Here is a 16,760-nt window from a genome sequence, read left to right on the forward strand (position 1 = left end):
GGCGCCTTGCCGGCCCGCCCGCGACGGCTGCATCTCCTTCCACACACTGCTCAAGACCCGAGAGGGCAAGCTCATGACCGCATTGCAAGCCATTGCCGAAATCCGCCACGAAGCGCTGCGCATCGCCGGCGAGAAGATCTACCGCGAAGACGTGATCGAGGTGACCTATCCGTACACCGGCGAAGTCATCGCCACCGTGCCGAAGGCCACGCTCGACGAAGTGCGCCGCGCCTACCGCATCGCGCGCGACTACCAGCCCACGCTGACGCGCTATGAACGCTACAAGATCCTGATGCGCGCCGGCGAGATCATCGCCTCGCGCCTGGACGAGATCTCGCGCACCATCACGCTGGAATCCGGCCTGTGCCGCAAGGATTCGCTGTACGAGGTGGGCCGCGCCTCCGACGTGCTGCTGTTTGCCGCCAACCAGGCGCTGGTCGACGACGGCCAGGTGTTCTCGTGCGACCTGACCCACCACGGCAAGAGCCGCAAGGTCTATACGCTGCGCGAGCCGCTGCTGGGCGTGATCACCGCGATCACGCCGTTCAACCACCCGTTGAACCAGGTGATCCACAAGGTGGCGCCGGCGGTGGCCACCAACAACCGCATGGTGCTCAAGCCCAGCGAGAAGACGCCGCTGGCGGCCTACCTGCTGGCCGATATCCTGTATGAGGCCGGGCTGCCGCCGCAGATGCTGTCGGTCATCACCGGCGACCCGCGCGAGATCGCCGACGAGATGCTGACGCACCCGGACGTGGACCTGGTGACCTTCACCGGCGGCGTGCCGATCGGCAAGTACATCGCCGCCACGGCCACCTACAAGCGCCAGGTGCTGGAGCTGGGCGGCAATGACCCGATCATCGTGATGGAAGACGCCGACCTGGAAGAGGCCGCCACGCTGGCCGCCAGCGGCTCGTACAAGAACTCCGGGCAGCGTTGCACGGCGATCAAGCGCATGCTGGTGCATGAGTCGGTGGCGGACCGCTTTGTCGACCTGCTGGTGGCGAAGACCGAAGCGCTCAACTATGGCGACCCCATGGACCCGAAGGTGGACATGGGCACGGTCATCGACGAAGCCGCGGCGATCCAGTTCGAGGCGGTGGTCAATGAAGCGATTGCCGCCGGGGCCACGCTGCGCTACGGCAATATCCGCCGCGGTGCGCTGTACTCGCCGACGGTGCTCGATCATGTCGATCCCGAAATGACCGTGGCCAGGCATGAGACCTTCGGGCCGGTGTCGCCGGTGATCCGCTTCAGGGACATTGAAGATGCGATCCGCATCTCGAATGGCACTGCGTACGGGCTGTCGTCGTCGGTCTGCACCAACCGGCTCGACTACATCACGCGCTTCGTGCGGGAGCTGAAGGTCGGCAGCGTCAATGTGCGCGAGGTGCCGGGCTATCGCCTGGAGCTGACGCCGTTCGGCGGCATCAAGGATTCCGGACTGGGCTACAAGGAAGGCGTGCTGGAGGCGATGAGGAGCTTTACCAATACCAAGACGTATTCGCTGCCGTGGTAAGCGGCGGTGGCCCGTGCGCCGGGGGCGGCAGCGCAGTTCGTCCCTGCGCTGCCTGCCCCGGCGCGTAGTTTCTGCTGGTGTCTCCGGTAGCCGGGGCCAGGTGGGTTCTCCGGCACCACCACCCCGGATTTGGCCGCCTGAGCAGGCGGCTGCTTTGTTTTCAGGCGGCGCTGTCCTGCGCCGCATTCCTGTTTCCGAGCTTTCATGACAAGCATTCAATCCGTTGTGCACGAAGGGCGGATGTTCCCGCCATCCCGCCACGCCAGCGCTAAGGCCGCGATTCCCAGCATGGAGGCCTACCAGGCACTGTGCGACGAAGCCGAGCGTGACTATGAAGGTTTCTGGGCGCGCCACGCGCGCGAGCTGCTGCACTGGACCAAGCCCTTCACCAAGGTGCTGGACCAAAGCAACGCACCGTTCTACAAGTGGTTCGAAGACGGCGAGCTCAACGCCTCTTACAACTGCCTGGACCGCAATCTGCAGAACGGCAATGCGGACAAGGTCGCGATCGTGTTCGAGGCCGACGACGGCAGCGTGACGCGCGTCACCTACCGCGAGCTGCATGGCAAGGTGTGCCGCTTTGCCAACGGCCTGAAGGCGCTCGGCATCAGGAAGGGCGACCGCGTGGTGATCTACATGCCGATGTCGGTCGAAGGCGTGGTCGCGATGCAGGCCTGCGCACGCCTGGGCGCCACGCACTCGGTGGTGTTCGGCGGCTTCTCGGCCAAGTCGCTGCAGGAGCGGCTGGTGGACGTGGGCGCGGTGGCGCTGATCACCGCCGACGAGCAGATGCGCGGCGGCAAGGCGCTGCCGCTCAAGGCCATCGCCGATGACGCGCTGGCGCTGGGGGGCTGCGAGGCCGTCAGGAACGTGATCGTCTACCGCCGCACCGGCGGCAAGGTTGCCTGGACCGAAGGCCGCGACCGCTGGATGGAAGATGTCAGCGCCGGCCAGCCGGAGACCTGCGAAGCCGAGCCGGTGAGCGCCGAGCACCCGCTGTTCGTGCTCTACACCTCCGGCTCCACCGGCAAGCCCAAGGGCGTGCAGCACAGCACCGGCGGCTACCTGCTGTGGGCGCTGATGACAATGAAGTGGACCTTCGACATCAAGCCCGACGACCTGTTCTGGTGTACCGCGGACATCGGCTGGGTCACCGGCCACACCTATATTGCCTACGGCCCGCTGGCCGCGGGCGCCACCCAGGTGGTGTTCGAAGGCGTGCCGACCTACCCCAACGCCGGCCGCTTCTGGGACATGATCGCGCGCCACAAGGTCAGCATCTTCTACACCGCGCCGACCGCGATCCGCTCGCTGATCAAGGCCGCCGAGGCCGACGAGAAGATCCACCCGAAACAGTACGACCTGTCCAGCCTGCGCCTGCTCGGCACCGTGGGCGAGCCGATCAACCCCGAAGCCTGGATGTGGTACTACAAGAACATCGGCAACGAGCGCTGCCCGATCGTCGACACCTTCTGGCAGACCGAGACCGGCGGCCACATGATCACGCCGCTGCCGGGCGCGACGCCGCTGGTGCCGGGTTCGTGCACGCTGCCGCTGCCGGGCATCATGGCCGCCATCGTCGACGAGACCGGCCATGACGTGCCCAACGGCAACGGCGGCATCCTGGTGGTCAAGCGTCCGTGGCCGGCCATGATCCGCACCATCTGGGGCGATCCGGAGCGCTTCAGGAAGAGCTACTTCCCCGAAGAGCTCGGCGGCAAGCTCTACCTGGCCGGCGACGGCTCGATCCGCGACAAGGACACCGGCTACTTCACCATCATGGGCCGCATCGACGACGTGCTGAACGTGTCGGGCCACCGCATGGGGACGATGGAGATCGAGTCCGCGCTGGTGTCCAACCCGCTGGTGGCCGAAGCCGCCGTGGTGGGCCGCCCCGACGACATGACCGGCGAGGCCATCTGCGCCTTCGTCGTGCTCAAGCGTTCGCGTCCGACTGGCGAAGAGGCCGTCAAGATCGCGACGGAGCTGCGCAACTGGGTCGGCAAGGAGATCGGCCCGATCGCCAAGCCCAAGGACATCCGCTTTGGCGACAACCTGCCCAAGACGCGCTCGGGCAAGATCATGCGGCGCCTGCTGCGGTCGCTGGCCAAGGGGGAGGAGATCACGCAGGACACCTCGACGCTGGAGAATCCGGCCATCCTGGAGCAGCTTGGCCAGGCACGCTGAAGATGCGGCGCGACTATGCCCGATTCAGACAAGGTCGGCAATTGTGCAGTGCCGCCGAGCGCTGGCCCAAGGTGACCGCAGCCCCTTGAGCTTTCCAGACTTGACGCGCGGGATCATTCCGCAATGGTCTCGATCGTCAGGGTGACCTCGCCGCCCATCGCGGCCAGCATGGCCGGACCGCCGCCCTTGTAGGCGACATGGGTCATGTTGAGCTTGGCCTGGGACTTGCGTGCGGCGTGCCGTGGTTGCCGGCAGCCAGGAACGAAGGGTCTTCGCGCAGGGCGCCAGGCATGCCTGCCGGCGCGGCGCACAGCAGCGCGTTCATCTGGGACAGCTCGCGCAGGGTGTCCAGGTGCAATGCGCTGGTTTCCACGCTCGCGGTGCGGCGCTGCGCGACGCGGGCAATGTGGCGGGCGGTGAAGCGCTCGGCGCGCGCCTGGAAGTCGCCGGCGCATTCGAGAAGCAATGCCGAAGCTGCGCGGTCGTTGGCAACAAAGAGCGACATCCTGGTACGCAGGTTGGCCACCAGCATGTCGCATAGTTCCAGCAGTTCGGCGCTGCCCTCGGCCGAGAAGCAGTAGTTGCGGGTGAGCTTGCGCTGGTCCAGGTCGACCAGGATCCGTTCGACGATATCGCCCGCGTACTCCAGGTTGATATTGACCAGCATGATCGCATCCCAGCGTTCCGCATCCTCACCGTCGAGGCTGCCGGCGTCGACGTCGGTCAGGTACATCTTGACGGACGAATAGAGGTCGTCGATGCGGTCGTCCAGCGCGCGGCAGCGGGCGTTAGCGGCGCGGTCGTTGCCCACGATCGAGAGCTTCATGCCATCGAGCATTTCCTCGATCACGTCGCCGATGCGCACGACCTCGCGCGTGGCATTGCCCAGCGCGACGGACGGGTGCCGCAGGTCGCCCTGGCTCAGGTAGCGCGCGCCGCCGGGCGCTGCGTCGTCGTGCGCATCAGGCAGCCATCGGGTGCAGAGGGCCGCCACCGGGTTGACAAACCAGATCAGCGTTGCGGCCAGGGTCAGGTTGAAGGCCATGTGGAAGTCGATGGCCATGGTGCCGGCACTGCTGCCCAGGCGCGCCAGCAGCCAGGGGATGGCGTCCAGCAGCGGCAGGAATGCCAGTATCCCCGCGAACCGGAAGATCAGGTTCGCGAGCGATACCCGTCGCGCGGCAGGCGAACTGCCGGAATTGGCCAGGCAGGCAATCAGGCCACTGCCCAGATTGGCGCCAAGCACCAGCGGCAAGGCGGTGGCAGGTCCGATGACGCCGCCCATGGCCAGCGTTGCGGTGAGCAATACTGCGGCCAGGCTGGAGTAGGCCAGCAAGGTCACGAAGGCGCCGATCACCAGGGCCAGCAGTGCGTCGTTACCAAGCGAGGTGAAGATGGCGCGCACGATCTCGGCGTGCAGCAGCGGCGCGGCGTAGAGGCGGATCAGCTGCAAGGCCAGCGTGATCAACCCCAGTCCCACGATGACTTCGCCGGCCTGTCCGCGCAGGCTGGCCTTGCCGGACAGGCGCAGTGCGATGCCGATCACCAGCAGCAGTGGCGAGAGCCAGGAGATATCGACCGTCAGCAGGCGCGCCATCAGGCTGGTGCCGACGTCGGCACCGAGCACGATCGGCAGTGCCGCCGGCAACGACACCAGGCCCCCTGCAACGAAGGCGCTGGTCATCAGCGCCGTGGCGCTGCTGCTCTGGATCAGTGCGGTCACGCCAAGCCCGGCCAGGAAGCCACGCGCGGGACTGGCCGTGCCCGCGGCCAGCACCAGCCGCAAGCGCGGCCCCAACAGCTCCAGCATGCCGTGGCGCGTCACATGCGCGCCCCAGATCAGTAGTGCGACCCCGGACATCAGGGAAAGCAGGATTTGCATGGCGCCGCCCCCTGGTGGTGGCTGTCTTCGCGGCCACCTTTATCTGCTTGTTGAGGAAGCGTGCCGGCCAGGCCGGCACGCACCGGACTTAGTCCGCGTGGTTCAGCGCCAGCCGCAGGATGTCGAAGTTGCGCAGCCGCTGGCCTGCGGGCGCAGTGACCTTGCGGTTGAACAGCAGCGGCACCTTTTGCTCGGACAGGCCGCCATGCGAGCGCAGCGGGGCATCCAGGCCGCTCAGGTCATGGCGCGCCGGCGTGGTGCCGAGCACGGTCAGGCGTTCGCTGACCACCACCAGGTCGCCGATGCGGTCGGGCGGCAGTTCGAAGCGCTCGCTGGCGGCGCGCTTGTCCAGCACCAGTTCGATCCCGGGCAGTGCGGCGATGGCTTCATGCACGGCCTGTTGATTGGTGCCGGCAGGCAGGTACACGGTCGCGTAGGAGCCCAGTGCGCCATGGTGGGCGACGTAGGGATCGGTGATCGGCAGCAGCACGCGCGTGGCGTCCGCGCCGAAACGCTCGTCCAGCACCTGCTGCAGGAACAGGATGTTGGCCTTGCCCAGCGAATCGGTCTTGGCATTCATGCCGTGGTCGGCGGTGACGCCGATGACCGCACCGAGCGCGTCCAGGCGCTGCAGGTAGCTGTCGATCATGGCGTAGAAGGCATTGGCCTGCGGCGTTCCCGGGGCATGCTTGTGCTGGATGTAGTCCGTGGTGGACAGGTACATCAGGTCGGGGCGGACGGTTTCCAGCAAGGCCACGCCGGCGGCGAACACGAATTCGGACAGGTCGGCGCTGTAGACCGAGGGCAGCGGCATGCCGACCTTGCGCAGCACGTCGTCGATGCCGTTGTCTTCGATGGTGGCCTGGTCGGCCTTCTCCGCCGAGAAGCAGATGCCCTTGAGGCCGTGGCCCAGCAGCGCGCGCAGCTTGTCCTTGGCGGTGACCACCGCCACCGATGCGCCGGCCTGCGCTGCCGCAGCCAGCACGGTGGGCGCGCGCAGGTAGCGGGCGTCGTTCATCAGCACTTCGGCGCCGGCTTCGGTGTCGTAGAAGAAGTTGCCGCAGATGCCGTGCACCGACGGCGGCACGCCGGTCACGATCGACAGGTTGTTGGGGTTGGTGAACGACGGCACCACGCAATCGCCGGTCAGGACGGTGCCGCGTTTGGCCAGGCTGGCGAAGAACGGGGTGGCGCCCGCCTGCACGGCAAGGTTGATGTATTCCTGCTCGCAGCCATCGATGCAGACGATGACGGTGGGCCGGGCGGGAAGCTGGTAGTGGTGGCCGTTGACCTGGATCTGGGTGCTCATGGCGTCTCTTGCGGAAGGATTGTGAAGGGGATTTGCCTGAGACCCATGCTAAGTTAGGCGATAAACTCTCACAATCGAGTTTATTTTCCAGATTCTGTCAGGAAATCTCACAATGCCGCACAAGCTGCCTCCGCTCAACGCCCTGCGCATCTTCGAGGTTGCCGCCCGCGCCGGCAGCTATTCGGCGGCCGCGCGCGAGCTGCACCTGACCCATGGCGCGGTCAGCCGGCAGATCGAGATCCTGGAGCAATGGCTGGGGCAGCCGCTGTTTATCCGCCAGGGCCAGCGCATGGTGCCGACTGTCCACGCGCAGGCGTTCGCGCGCGAGATCAGCACGGCGTTCGACCAGATCAGCGCCGCTTCCGAGCGCTATGGCCGCATCGCCACGCGCAAGGTGGTGCGCGTCAATGCCCCGGCAACCTTTGCCATGCGCTGGCTGATTCCGCGGCTGGATGACTTCCGGCACCGGCAGCCCGAGGTCGACGTGCGTGTGTCGACCGCCTTCAGCAACGAGGCAGGATTCAATGGCACCTTTGACGTGGCGATACGGCGCACCCTCGAACGTGGCGAACAGTTCGAGTCAGTGCCGATCTTTTCGGAGTACCAGACGGTGATCGCCAGTCCGGCGATGCTGGAGCAGGTGCCGTTGCAAGGTGTAGAGGACCTGGTGGAGGGCGTCTTCCTCTATACGGAGACCCGGCCGGGAAGCTGGGAATCGTGGCTGCAGCAGGCGGGACATGCCTCGCTGCTGCCGGTGCGAACGCTGCGCTTCGACCATTTCTTTGTCACGCTGCAGGCGGTGGTGGACAGCCTTGGCTTTGCCATCGGCACCTTTCCGACCCTGGAAACGGACCGCGCGGACGGGCGCATTGCGACGCCGTTTGCCGCCATCCGCGCACCGGGCAATACCTATCATGCGCTGGTGCCGCGCGATGCCGACAAGCCGCTGCATCTGCGCGCGTTCCTGGAGTGGCTGCAGCAGCAGGGGCAGACGGCCGCAGCGACCTGAAGCGGCGCGAGCCGGGGAAGCGGGGCGAGTGTGGCGCGCGGCCCGCGCGATGCGGGCCTGCGCTGAGACGGGAGCTCAGGCCCCGTCGAGGAACGCGCTGCGCTGGCCCAGGCGCGAGCCGAGCGCATCGGGGGCCAGGCTCATGCTGGCGGGGTCCACGGCCGAGGCGGGGCTGCCTGCCATGGTCGGGTCGGCGGCTGCCGGCGCCATGCCCGGCTGGGCCGCCTGTACGGGAGCCTGGGCATAGCTGCCGCCCGCTGCGGGTGCCACCTGGGCCGACGGCGCTGCCGACGGCATGGCTTGCACGGGCTGGGCGGACTGCACCGGCTGACTGGATTGCATCGGCTGCATCGGCTGCGTCATTGGCATCGGCTGGCTCGGCTGCAGGGGCTGAGCCTGCTGCGCAAACAGCGGGTAGGACGCGATCATCGCGCCAGCCACGACCAGGGATTTCGCCAGATGTTGCTTCATTCGTGTACCTCCTAGAACGCCTACAGGCAAGGGAACAGTCACTGTAGCGCCGCAGCACCTGACATTCTGTTTGATTTTGCAACGGTCGTTAACCAGCCTTGCCATTGCGGCCAGGGCAGGTTAATTGCGCGCGCGGCCTGCAAATCTTGCGCGGCCGTCAACGCCGGGCCAATCGCTTGAGCGCCGCGGGGTCCAGCAGTTCGATCTGGCGGTACTCGCGGCGGATCAGGCCCGCGTCTTCCCACGCCTGCAGGTACTTGGCCACGGTCTGGCGCGAGCGGTTGACCATGTCGCCAAGGTCCTCAGCGCTGATGCGCACGACATGGTCGGTGCGGTCGGCCAGTTCCAGCAGGCGCGCCGCCATGCGCGCGTCGATGGGCGCCTGCGCCGCGCTTTGCGCGTGGTCGAACGCTACGCGCAGGCGCGCGCAGATCTGCTGCACGATCAGCTGCATGCCTTCCGGATGCGCGGCCAGGATGCGGTGGAAGTCGCGCTGGCTCAGCACCATCAGTTCCGTATTGCCTACGGCGAAGGCGTCGTGCGTGCGCGGCTTGCCGTCCAGCAGCGAGATCTCGCCGAACCAGCGGCCACGCCCGATCACCGAGTACACCGACTCGCGCCCGCCCGTGCTGACCCGGCTCATGCGCACCCGGCCCGACAGCACCATGCAGAAGTAGGTGGGCGGATCGCCGCGCGCGAAGATCATCTCGCCGTCGCCAAAGCGCAGGCGGCGTGCGGCGTTCGCCACGGCATCGAGCACGCCCGGCGGCGCATTGCGCAGCCAGCCGCTGGCCAGCACGCTGCGCGGCAGCGTGCGCGCCGGCTCCACCGCTCTCGATCCACTCTTCACATCAGCCTTCACATTGCTCCCCTGCTGGAGCCGAGATTGTCCAATACTTAACAGACTTTGGCGCGGTGCGCCCGGACAATGCATCGATTCAATGACTCACATGCCCCCGGGAGGTACGCATATGGCGCAAATCCAGCTCGTCGATTCAATCAGGGACCGCGTCTCCGACGCCGAATGGCAGATGCGCGTGGACCTGGCGGCCGCGTACCGCCTGGTCGCCCACTTCGGCTGGGACGACCTGATCTTCACCCATATCTCGGCACGCGTGCCCGATGCACCGGACCAGTTCCTGATCAACCCGTACGGGATGATGTTCGACGAGATCACGGCATCGAGCCTGGTCAAGGTCGACCACGAAGGGCAGCCCGTGCTGGAAACGCCGTATGACGTCAACCCGGCCGGCTTCATCATCCACAGCGCCGTGCACGAGGCGCGCCCCGAAGTCGGCTGCGTGATGCACACGCATACCTCGCACGGCGTCGCCGTCTCGGCGCAGCAGGCGGGCCTGCTGCCGATTTCGCAGCAGTCGATGTTCGCGCTGACCGGGCTGGCGTACCACGACTATGAAGGCGTGGCGCTGCGCGAGGACGAAAAGGCGCGGCTGGTGGCAGACCTGGGCCGCTGCAAGCAGATGATCCTGCGCAACCATGGCCTGCTGACGTGCGGGCGCACGGTATCCGATGCTTTCCTGACCATGTACACGCTCGAGTCCGCCTGCCGCATCCAGATCCTGGCGCAAAGCGGCGGCACGCCGCTGACCATGGTGCCCGAAGCCGCCAGCGCCAACATGGGCCAGCAGGCGCGCCAGGCCACCAAGGGCAAGGGCTCCAACCTGGCCTGGCCGGGCCTGCTGCGCCGCCTCGACCGCATCAACCCTGACTACCGCAACTGACCATGGCCATCCTCGTTCACCTGCCGTCGTTCATGGCGGTTCCCATCACTGCCGCGCTGCGCGAAGCCGCGCCGGACATCACCGTGTGGAACGGCCGCGAGGCCGCCGTCGCGGAACAGGTCGAAGCCATCATCGCCTGGGGCCTGAAGCCCGGCGTGCTGCCGGCCTACCCGAAGCTGCGGCTGGTCTGCGCTGCCACCGCGGGCGTCGACAAGCTGCTGGCGGCGCCGGACCTGCCGCCTGGCATGCCGGTCACGCGCATCGTCGATCCCGGCCAGCAGGCCGGCATCGCCCACTACGTGCTGGCGATGGCGCTGCGCCATACCCGCGCGCTCGGCCGGTACGCCGAACAGCAGCGCCGCGGCGAATGGAAGCGCCACCCGGGGCGCGATGTGTCGCGCTGCCGCGTGGGTGTGCTGGGGCTGGGCGAGATCGGCAGCGAGGTGGCGCGCATGTTTGCCGCCATCGGCTACCCGGTCAGCGGCTGGAGCCGCAGCGCCAAGCATCTGCCCGGCGTGACCGACTTCACCGGCGACGACGGGCTGGATGCCATGCTCGCGCACAGCGACATCCTGGTCTGCACGCTGCCGCTGACGCCGCGCACCGAGGGCATGCTGAACCGCCAGACGCTGTCGCGGCTGCCCAAGGGGGCGTTCCTGATCAACGTCGGGCGTGGCGAGCATGTGGTCGAGCCAGACCTGGTCGCACTGATCGACGAAGGCCACCTTGCCGGCGCGGCGCTTGATGTGTTCGCCAAGGAGCCGCCCTCGGCGGACGATCCGGTCTGGAACCATCCCCGCATCGAGGCCACGCCGCATATCGCGGCCGACCCCTCGTACGAACTGGTGGCGCGGCAATGCATCGAGAACCTGCGGCGCGCGCGCGACGGGCGTGAACTGTTGAACCAGGTGGACCGGCAAGCGGGCTACTGAGCGCCCGGCGTGCCGGTCCGTCCGGGTGGCTATGTCACGCTTACATCCGCGGTTCCCGCCGCCACCTCCAGCAGCCGCGTGCTCGCCGTGGCAGGTAGCGCCGGCGCCGTGCCGCCCTCGAGCGGCTTGAGCGTATGGAAGGTGCAGCTCAGCTTCTCGGGCGTCAGGGTGACCAGCGTGTAGCCCTCGGCGTTGGAGTCGGCATGGCGCAGCCACGCGTTGAAGGTGCGCAAGGTGGTGTCGAAGGTGTTCACCACCGTGCTGCCCACGTCGCTGTAGACCAGTTCACGCAGTGCGGCGAAGGCCTGGTCGTTGTCGACGATCGAGCGGAATGAACTGAGCAGGGAGTTGCTCGACAGGCCGGCCGTGACCAGGTCCACCATCACCGGCGCTGGCGTCGCCGCATCGTAGTCGTCCATCACCTGGCCGGCAAAGAATGCGTGGATATCGCCGCTCAGCGCCACCACATTGCGCACGCCGTTGTTCTTCAGGAACGCCATCAGGTTCTTGCGCTCGGCGTTGTAGCCATCCCACTGGTCGGCATTGAGGATAAAGCGGTCGAGCAGCGCGATGGCCGGCAACCGGCTTTCGATCAGCGGCTTGATGTTGGCATCGAACGTGGCGCTGTCGATGCCGACCTGCGCCAGTACATTGCGCAGCGCCGTGTAGGCCAGGTTGGCATAGGTGCCGGCGGTCTTGGCCGCGCGCAGGTCGTCGGCCAGCGCATTGGCAATGGCGCTCTCCAGCGAGGACAGGGAATTGTTGGCCAGCACCAGCGCCCTGGCGATCAGCCGTGCCACCGCCTGGATCACATCCACCTGCATGCGCAACAGCGACAACTGGTTGGCCCACAGCTTCCACGCGGTGGCGTCGGCGCCGACGCGGTCCTGCCACCACGCGCGCTGCGCATCGCCCAGCATCGACACCGGTGTCAGCGTGCCGCCGGCGGCGGCAATCTTCTGCGCTTCGGCCGCAGCCAGTGTCTCGGCCGGGACGAAGTACAGGGCGCCGACTGCGCGGCCGGTGGCTTGCTCGGAGATGATGTGGTCGGCGCGGTACAGGCGCTCGTCGGTCATCAGCAGGGTGGCGAGATTGCCGAAGGTGAACGAGCGATAGATCTGGATGTTCTGGAACGACGGGTTGTTGACGTCCAGGCTGACATCGGCCGGCATGAACTCGAACCACGCCTGGTTGGCAGCGCGCCGGCGCGCGGTGCGCGGCGTCAGGTCGTCGTCGGAGTCGTAGGTCTGCCGGTCCTGCCAGCAATTGTCCGAGAATTCATGGTCGTCCCAGATCGCAATCATCGGGAACGCGGCATGCAGGGCCTGCAGGCGCGCGTCGGTGCGATAGCTGCGGTACAGGTAGCGATAGTCGTCCAGCGTGGTGGCGTAGACGCTGCCGTCCGGCAGCGCGGTGCCATTGGGCAGTTGCAGCACGCCGTGGCGATCCTCCACATTGCCGGCGCGCGAGCCGCCCGGGACGGCCTCGTAGATGTAGTCGCCGACATGGACGATGAAGTCCAGGTCCTGCTGCGCCAGTTCTTCCATGCCGGCCCAGTGGTTGGCATTCCAGTCCTGGCAGCTGACAAAGGCGAAACGCAGCTGTGACAAGGGCGTGCCGGCCGCTGCCGCGGTGCGGGTGCGGCCGACGGTGCTGGGGCGGTTGCCCAGCAGGAAGCGGTAGTAGTAGCGGGTGCCGGGGCTCAGGCCCGTGACCTTGTTGCGGATGGTGTAGTCCCAGTCCGGCAGGGCCATCAGCGGTTGATTGACCAGCAGGCTCGGCGGCGGGAAGTCAGGCTGCGCCGACACCTGCAGCCGCACCACCACCGGCCGCTTGCCATTGCTGCCTTCCAGCCGCGTCCATACCACCACGCTGTCGGGCTTGGGGTCGCCCGAGGCGACGCCATGGACGAAATTGAAATTTTCCGGATTGCCGGTGTCGGGTTCCGGGTCGTCGCCGCCGCCGCAGGCGCTCAGCCCGCCGGTGGCAACGGTGACGGTCAGGAAACTTCCCCACTTGAGAAACTGTCGGCGGTCCATGGCGCTCCTCCTGTGCTTGCGGTCTCGGTCCACGCAGCGCGCAGCCGCGGCCACGATGCCGCTTGCGGCACCAGGATTCGTGGGGGCGTGCTGGTTGCTGAATGCATACTAGTGGCTGGCCTGCACGCTCGCCGTCGGTGAGGTTCCGACATCGATATAGGAGGAAGTCGACTGGTTCGTGCCGGCGCTGGCGCACCGCGCACCACCGTTGCTGGCGCGATCGGCAAGTCGGCATGCATTGCCTGCGACGCGGCCTAGACTGGAAGCAAAAGATTCGGACGCGAGGGCATCATGGCGTACGACAGCATCCTGGTCCATCTCGACGGCAACCGGCAGGCCATGCAGCGCTTGCAGGTTGCGGCACGCCTTGCCACCGCCAGCCAGTGTCCGCTGATCGGCCTGCTGGCCGGGCGCGTGCCAGACCCCAGCTGGTTCTACCGCATGAACAATGCCCAGCGCTGCCTGGCCGAAGACCAGGAGCGGCGCCGGCTGCAGCGCGAGAACATGCGTTGTGCCTTCGCGGCCGCCACGCGCGAGCTGGCGGTTGCCTGCGACTGGCGCACCGTCGAGCGCGATCCGGTGCCACTGGCGCTGCGCGAGGCGCGCGAGGCCGGCCTGATCGTCTCCGGCCAGTATGACGCCGACAACGCTGAAGGCCCGGTGGCGCGGCAGCTGTTGGAGGCGCTGCTGCTTGAGAGCGGCCGGCCGGCGCTGGTGGTGCCCTGTTCCGGCGCTTTCGCCACCGTGGGCACACGCGTGCTGGTGGCCTGGAACGGCAGCCGCGAGGCCGCGCGTGCCTTGCACGACGCGCTGCCGCTGATGGCCGGGGCACGCGCGCGGGTGCTGGGCGCCCATGCCGCCAGGGAGCCGCGTGCCGATGCCACTCCGGTCAGCCATGCCGTGCACGTGCTGGAGCGACAGGGTGTGGCAGTTGAGGTGGAGCACGGCCCGGGCGGTGGCGACCTGGCCATCGGTGAGCTGATCCTGTCGCGAGCGTCGGACTTTGGTGCCGACCTGATCGTGATGGGCGCCTACGGCCACGGCCGGCTGCGCGAGCTGGTGCTGGGCGGCGTGACCAGGGTGGTGCTGGAGTCGATGACGGTGCCGGTGCTGTTCTCGCACTGAAGCGCAGCGCCAGGGTTCATGCGGCAAGCCCCTCCAGCGCGGCGCCCCCCGGTGGTCTTCAGTCGACCGTGATGTGGTTGGCCTGGATCACCTTGCCCCACACGCCCACGTCGTCGCGCACGGTCTGCGCGAACTGCTCGGCACTCCTGGCGGGCGCCATGCCCATGTTCAGCTGCAGGAAGCGCTCGCGCATGGGCGCGTCAGCCAGCAGGCGGGTCACTTCCGCATTGAGCCGCTGCACGATGGCGGCACTGGTGCCGGCCGGCGCGAACAGGCCATACCAGCTGTCGGTATCGAACCGGTAGCCCTGTTCAGTCATGGTCGGCACGTCCGGCGTGGCCGGCGCGCGGCGCGTGCCGCTGATGGCCAGCGCGCGCAGCTTGCCGGCGCGGATCAGCGGCAGCGACGACGAGGTATCGACAAAGGCCACCTTGACCACGCCGCCCTGCATGTCGGTCAGGATCTGCGCCACGCCCTTGTACGGCACGTGGCGCAGCTTCATGCCGGTCTGCATCTTGAGGGCTTCCATGGTCAGGTGGCCGCCCGAGCCGATGCCCCATGAGCCGTAGTCGTATGCATCCGGGCGCTTGAGCACGTGGGCGACGAGCTCCTTGAGCGTGCGCGCCGGGAAGTCCGGCGTCACCACCAGGAAATTGCCGCCCGCGCCGACCTGCGCCACCGGCAACAGGTCGCGCAGGCCGTCATAGGGCAGCCTGGGCTGCAGGGTCTGGTTGATCACCACCGTGGCGGCATAGGTGAACAGAAGCGTGTAGCCGTCGGGGCTGGCCTTGGCCACGGTATCGTTGCCGATGATGCCGGTCGCGCCGGGCTTGTTGTCGACCACGATGGTCTGGCCCAGCGCCTTGCCGAGCGATGCGGCCAGCGCGCGCGCGAACAGGTCGGTGCCGCCGCCGGGCGGGGCCGGCACCACCAGCCGGATGGGCTTGGCGGGCCAGGCATTGCTGGCGCATAGCGGGCCGGCCGCAGCACCAAGACCAAGTGCGGCAAGCGCGCGCAGCACGTCGCGCCGGCGCGCGGCGTTGCCAGGCAGTTCCGTCGGAGCCGGGTTCATTGCTCGGGGCATGGCGTCTCCCTAGTGCATGCCGAAGTTGTCCGCCGCGTCGCTTTCCAGCGCGTCGGCGGCCGCGCCGTACAGGCTGCGCGACACATAGCTGCGGATCTGCGTGGCGCGCTGGCGCAGCCAGGCGGCCTTGAGTTGGCGGGCCTCGCGCACGGTGGGCGTTTCATCGGGCGCCAGCGCCAGCACGTCGATCACGTGCAGCGCCAGCTGCGTGTCGCCGCGCGCGGCCAGGGCCTGCGCGTGGCGGATCAGTGCGCCATGGTCGGCCACGGCCGCGGCGATCTCGGCGGCCGCCTGTTGAGGCGCGGCTGGATGCAGCGTGGTGGCATTGCGGTCCCACCAGCCGTTCTCAGAGCGGTAGATGTCGCGCGCGATGTAGCTGGGGTCGCCATAGGTGGGGCGCATCCAGGGCTGGTCGAACAGGTCCGCCGGCGGCTTGAGCGCGGCCAGCACCTGGCGTTCGTTGCAGCCGGCGTTCATCAGCCGCACCACCTCCGCGCGCAGCCAGCGCAGGGCCCTGGCGGTCTGGCACAGCACGCGCTGGCATTCTTCCTCGCCCTGCAGCGTGGCGCCGAACTCTTGCACCACGGTGCGCGGCTGCAGGCCGGCCAAGCGTTCCAGCGTATCGGCCCAGCGCACGGTGTCGCGCATCGTGCGGAAGGGGGTGCCGATGTTCGGGATCGAATCGATCACCGCGGGGCCGCCGTACAGCAGGCGCCGGCCCGGCAGCCAGACCGCCACGGCGTCGTCGGTCTCGGACGGTGCCCACAGGATTTCCGCGCGGCGCTCGCCCCGGCCCAGGGTCAGGCCATCGGCGAAGGTCTCGGTGGGTTCGATGTGGACCAGCTTTCCCGCCAGCGCGCCGGCCGGCTGGCGGAACTGGATCTCTGCCATGCGCTCCTGCATGCGCTGGGTCTCGCGGTAGCGCGCCTGCCGCGCCAGCACGTTGACGTGGGCCAGCACCCGTGGCGCGGGCTCGCCGCGCGCGGCGGCGTGGTCCAGCCATTGCTGCAGGCCGGCGTTGTAGCCCATATGGCCGTGGCTGTAGCAGACTGCCAGCACCGGCAGCCCGGTCTGCGTGCGCAGCGCCTCGATCATGCCGCGCGTGACGCGCCCGCCGGGGCCGCTGTCGACCACCAGCAGGCCGCCGCCCACGTCGGCGACAAAGCTCTGCCCTTGTCCGTGCAGCAGCCACACGCCGTCGCTGACGCTTTCGATGCCGGTGCCAGTGACCAGTGCGGCCGGCCGGTCCTCAATGTCCTGCATGCTTGCCTCCTCTGCGAACCAGGTCGCGTCCAGCGCAACTGTCACGCAAGAAGGGGCATCCCGGGGATTGGGGAAAATCCCGCCGGGATGCGGCGAACCGGCCGCAAACCAAGCGCCGGTGCGGCCCGGCGGAGGTTTTGGAATTTCATGTGTAAACCGCTGGTTAGCACCGCGCGGGTGCAGGGAGTTCCCCGCCGG

The 16,760-nt window shown here is 67.8% G+C and carries 13 protein-coding genes; 6 read left to right on the plus strand and 7 right to left on the minus strand.

Features of this window, described 5'->3' with window-relative positions:
• The first annotated feature begins 73 nt into the window (after positions 1-73).
• Positions 74-1,519 (plus strand): phosphonoacetaldehyde dehydrogenase, encoded by a 1,446-nt coding sequence (gene phnY, locus I6H87_RS22940; RefSeq protein WP_011616828.1) that lies wholly within the window; start codon positions 74-76, stop codon positions 1,517-1,519.
• Between the two features lie 204 nt (positions 1,520-1,723).
• Positions 1,724-3,706 (plus strand): acetate--CoA ligase, encoded by a 1,983-nt coding sequence (acs, locus tag I6H87_RS22945; protein ID WP_136227856.1) that lies wholly within the window; start codon positions 1,724-1,726, stop codon positions 3,704-3,706.
• A gap of 202 nt (positions 3,707-3,908) precedes the next feature.
• Here acs and I6H87_RS22950 read toward each other — a convergent pair whose 3' ends face one another.
• Together I6H87_RS22950 and phnA are read right to left on the minus strand one after the other, a co-directional pair.
• A complete protein-coding gene (locus I6H87_RS22950) occupies positions 3,909-5,588 on the minus strand; it encodes a Na/Pi cotransporter family protein (protein WP_011616830.1) in 1,680 nt (559 codons plus the stop codon).
• 88 nt (positions 5,589-5,676) lie between these two features.
• Positions 5,677-6,897 (minus strand): phosphonoacetate hydrolase, encoded by a 1,221-nt coding sequence (gene phnA / locus I6H87_RS22955; RefSeq protein WP_011616831.1) that lies wholly within the window; start codon positions 6,895-6,897, stop codon positions 5,677-5,679.
• A gap of 112 nt (positions 6,898-7,009) precedes the next feature.
• On the opposite strand from phnA, the gene I6H87_RS22960 reads away from it, so the two are divergent.
• The gene (locus I6H87_RS22960; protein ID WP_011616832.1) at positions 7,010-7,906 is read left to right on the plus strand and encodes a LysR substrate-binding domain-containing protein; all 897 of its coding nucleotides are present in this window, start codon (positions 7,010-7,012) and stop codon (positions 7,904-7,906) included.
• 75 nt (positions 7,907-7,981) lie between these two features.
• Here I6H87_RS22960 and I6H87_RS22965 read toward each other — a convergent pair whose 3' ends face one another.
• On the minus strand, positions 7,982-8,377 hold the full coding sequence (locus tag I6H87_RS22965) for a hypothetical protein (protein WP_062804663.1): 396 nt from the start codon (positions 8,375-8,377) through the stop codon (positions 7,982-7,984).
• Positions 8,378-8,534: 157 nt separating this feature from the next.
• Positions 8,535-9,239, minus strand: coding sequence for a Crp/Fnr family transcriptional regulator (locus tag I6H87_RS22970; RefSeq protein WP_011616834.1), 705 nt, complete (start codon positions 9,237-9,239; stop codon positions 8,535-8,537).
• Positions 9,240-9,348: 109 nt separating this feature from the next.
• On the opposite strand from I6H87_RS22970, the gene I6H87_RS22975 reads away from it, so the two are divergent.
• Both I6H87_RS22975 and I6H87_RS22980 read left to right on the plus strand, forming a co-directional pair.
• Complete coding sequence (locus I6H87_RS22975) at positions 9,349-10,119, plus strand: class II aldolase/adducin family protein (protein ID WP_010813368.1); 771 nt, start codon at positions 9,349-9,351, stop codon at positions 10,117-10,119.
• A 2-nt stretch (positions 10,120-10,121) separates the two neighbouring features.
• Complete coding sequence (locus tag I6H87_RS22980; RefSeq protein ID WP_011616835.1) at positions 10,122-11,051, plus strand: 2-hydroxyacid dehydrogenase; 930 nt, start codon at positions 10,122-10,124, stop codon at positions 11,049-11,051.
• Positions 11,052-11,080: 29 nt separating this feature from the next.
• Here I6H87_RS22980 and I6H87_RS22985 read toward each other — a convergent pair whose 3' ends face one another.
• Positions 11,081-13,090, minus strand: coding sequence for an alkaline phosphatase D family protein (locus I6H87_RS22985; RefSeq protein ID WP_011616836.1), 2,010 nt, complete (start codon positions 13,088-13,090; stop codon positions 11,081-11,083).
• A gap of 291 nt (positions 13,091-13,381) precedes the next feature.
• Between I6H87_RS22985 and I6H87_RS22990 the strand changes: the two genes are divergently transcribed.
• The gene (locus tag I6H87_RS22990) at positions 13,382-14,215 is read left to right on the plus strand and encodes a universal stress protein (protein WP_010813371.1); all 834 of its coding nucleotides are present in this window, start codon (positions 13,382-13,384) and stop codon (positions 14,213-14,215) included.
• Positions 14,216-14,273: 58 nt separating this feature from the next.
• On the opposite strand, the gene I6H87_RS22995 is transcribed toward I6H87_RS22990, so the two are convergent.
• Complete coding sequence (locus tag I6H87_RS22995) at positions 14,274-15,299, minus strand: Bug family tripartite tricarboxylate transporter substrate binding protein (protein WP_011616837.1); 1,026 nt, start codon at positions 15,297-15,299, stop codon at positions 14,274-14,276.
• A gap of 9 nt (positions 15,300-15,308) precedes the next feature.
• On the minus strand, positions 15,309-16,562 hold the full coding sequence (locus I6H87_RS23000) for an alkyl sulfatase dimerization domain-containing protein (RefSeq protein WP_041688026.1): 1,254 nt from the start codon (positions 16,560-16,562) through the stop codon (positions 15,309-15,311).
• Positions 16,563-16,760 lie beyond the last annotated feature (198 nt).

The organism is Cupriavidus necator (assembly GCF_016127575.1).
Lineage (GTDB): Bacteria > Pseudomonadota > Gammaproteobacteria > Burkholderiales > Burkholderiaceae > Cupriavidus > Cupriavidus necator_D.

Bases quoted from the DNA above. Each gene is read 5' to 3' on its own strand.
- phnY (WP_011616828.1), top strand. From the start codon at position 74: ATGACCGCATTGCAAGCCATTGCCGAAATCCGCCACGAAGCGCTGCGC.
- acs (WP_136227856.1), top strand. From the start codon at position 1,724: ATGACAAGCATTCAATCCGTTGTGCACGAAGGGCGGATGTTCCCGCCA.
- I6H87_RS22950 (WP_011616830.1), bottom strand. From the start codon at position 5,588: ATGCAAATCCTGCTTTCCCTGATGTCCGGGGTCGCACTACTGATCTGG.
- phnA (WP_011616831.1), bottom strand. From the start codon at position 6,897: ATGAGCACCCAGATCCAGGTCAACGGCCACCACTACCAGCTTCCCGCC.
- I6H87_RS22960 (WP_011616832.1), top strand. From the start codon at position 7,010: ATGCCGCACAAGCTGCCTCCGCTCAACGCCCTGCGCATCTTCGAGGTT.
- I6H87_RS22965 (WP_062804663.1), bottom strand. From the start codon at position 8,377: ATGAAGCAACATCTGGCGAAATCCCTGGTCGTGGCTGGCGCGATGATC.
- I6H87_RS22975 (WP_010813368.1), top strand. From the start codon at position 9,349: ATGGCGCAAATCCAGCTCGTCGATTCAATCAGGGACCGCGTCTCCGAC.
- I6H87_RS22980 (WP_011616835.1), top strand. From the start codon at position 10,122: ATGGCCATCCTCGTTCACCTGCCGTCGTTCATGGCGGTTCCCATCACT.
- I6H87_RS22985 (WP_011616836.1), bottom strand. From the start codon at position 13,090: ATGGACCGCCGACAGTTTCTCAAGTGGGGAAGTTTCCTGACCGTCACC.
- I6H87_RS22990 (WP_010813371.1), top strand. From the start codon at position 13,382: ATGGCGTACGACAGCATCCTGGTCCATCTCGACGGCAACCGGCAGGCC.
- I6H87_RS22995 (WP_011616837.1), bottom strand. From the start codon at position 15,299: ATGCCCCGAGCAATGAACCCGGCTCCGACGGAACTGCCTGGCAACGCC.
- I6H87_RS23000 (WP_041688026.1), bottom strand. From the start codon at position 16,562: ATGCAGGACATTGAGGACCGGCCGGCCGCACTGGTCACTGGCACCGGC.